Annotated in this window: 1 protein-coding gene; it reads left to right on the plus strand. The window is 67.6% G+C overall.

Features of this window, described 5'->3' with window-relative positions:
- Positions 1–1,499 (plus strand): DNA polymerase Y family protein (locus tag VOI27_RS23115; protein ID WP_323769028.1); only part of this gene is annotated, 1,499 nt, incomplete at its 5' end.
- Positions 1,500–1,632: the final 133 nt, after the last annotated feature.

Genomic DNA, 1,632 nt, shown 5'->3' on the forward strand with positions numbered 1-1,632 from the left:
TGTTTCTGCCCTGGCTGCCGTCCGAACGGATCATCCGGGCGCTCGGGCCGCCTGAGCATCCGTTTGCACTGACCGCAAAAATTCGCGGCGCGATGGTGATCATGGCGGCGGACCGGCAGGCCGTGTCCCTGGGGCTTGGGCCGGGCATGAAGCTCGCCGATGCGCGGGCGCGGGTGCCGGATCTGCTCGCCTTTGACCATGATCCGCTGGCCGACGCCGACCTGCTCTCCCGGCTGGCGGAAGCCTGCGAGCGCTACACCCCGATGGTGGCGGTCGAGCCGCCGCATGCGTTGATCCTCGATATCAGCGGCGCGGCGCATTTCTATGCCAGCGAGACCGCGCTGGCGCAGGATGCCGAGGACCGGCTTGACGCGGCGGGCTATGGCACCTGCTGGGCCCTGGCTGGAACCCCAGACGCCGCGCTGGCGCTGGCCCGACATGGGCTGAAGGAAGGCGCCGAGGCGCAGCTGCCGGTGTCGGCGCTGGCGATGGACGACAAGACCCATCAGGCGCTGGAACGGGCCGGACTGTACAAGGTCGGTGATCTGGCCGAACGCCCGCGCGCCAATCTGGCTGCGCGCTTCGGGATGGAACTCACCGTCCGGCTGGACCGGATTCTCGGGCTTGAAGACCGGCCGATCGATCCGCTGCGCCGGATCGGCAATGTCGTCACCGAGCGCCGCTTTGCCGAGCCGCTGACCCATATCGATGCCGCCCTGGAATGTCTGTCGGACCTATTTGCGGAAGCCGCAGAACGGCTCAACGAGCGCGGCCAGGGCGCGCGGATGATCCGGATGCTCCTGTTCCGCTGCGATGGCGATATCGCGCGACTCGGTCTGGAAACCGGCGCGCCGACCCGCGATGCGGCGCTGTTCCAGCGGCTGCTGCGCGAACGGATCGAGGCGCTCAACGACCCGCTCAATCCCGGCTTCGGCTATGATCTGATCCGGCTGAGCATCGTCTCTTCGGAAGTGCTGGCACCGCAGCAATTGCGGCTCGAAGGCGGCGAAGACCGGCAGGGTGATGAAGTCGCTCTGGTCAGCCAGCTCAGCACCAGGCTGGGTCGCGACCGGGTGCAGAAATTTGTCGCCGCCGACAGCCATATCCCCGAACAGGGCCTGCTTGCCCTGCCCGCGCTCAACGCCCCGCCGCCGGTGCCGTGGCAGAGACTGTCTGCCGACAATCCGCCGATGCGGCCGCTGCATATGTTCGACCCGCCGCAACGCGTGCAGGTGATCGCCGAAGTCCCCGACGGCCCGCCCTATCGCTTCACCTGGCGGCGCAAGATCCATCAGGTGATCCGCTATGAAGGGCCCGAGCGGATCGCGTCGGAATGGTGGCAGCGCAAGGATGGGCAGCAACCCGGAAACGGCGGCCTGACCCGCGACTATTACCGCGTCGAGGACGCTCGCGGCCGGCGCTACTGGCTGTTCCGGCACGGCCTCTATGGCGAGGAAAAGGCGAACCCGGACTGGTATGTGCATGGGCTGTTTGCGTAAGATCCAGGGGCCAGCGCGCGCGTCATTGCGAGCGCAGCGGGCCGAAGGCGACCGAAGGTCAACCAATCCAGGGCGTCTTTGCGTGGCTCTGGATTGCCGCGTCGCCTGCGGCTCCTCGCAATGACGGCCTTCG

This window comes from Marinovum sp. (genome assembly GCF_034669705.1).
Taxonomy (GTDB): Bacteria; Pseudomonadota; Alphaproteobacteria; order Rhodobacterales; family Rhodobacteraceae; genus Marinovum.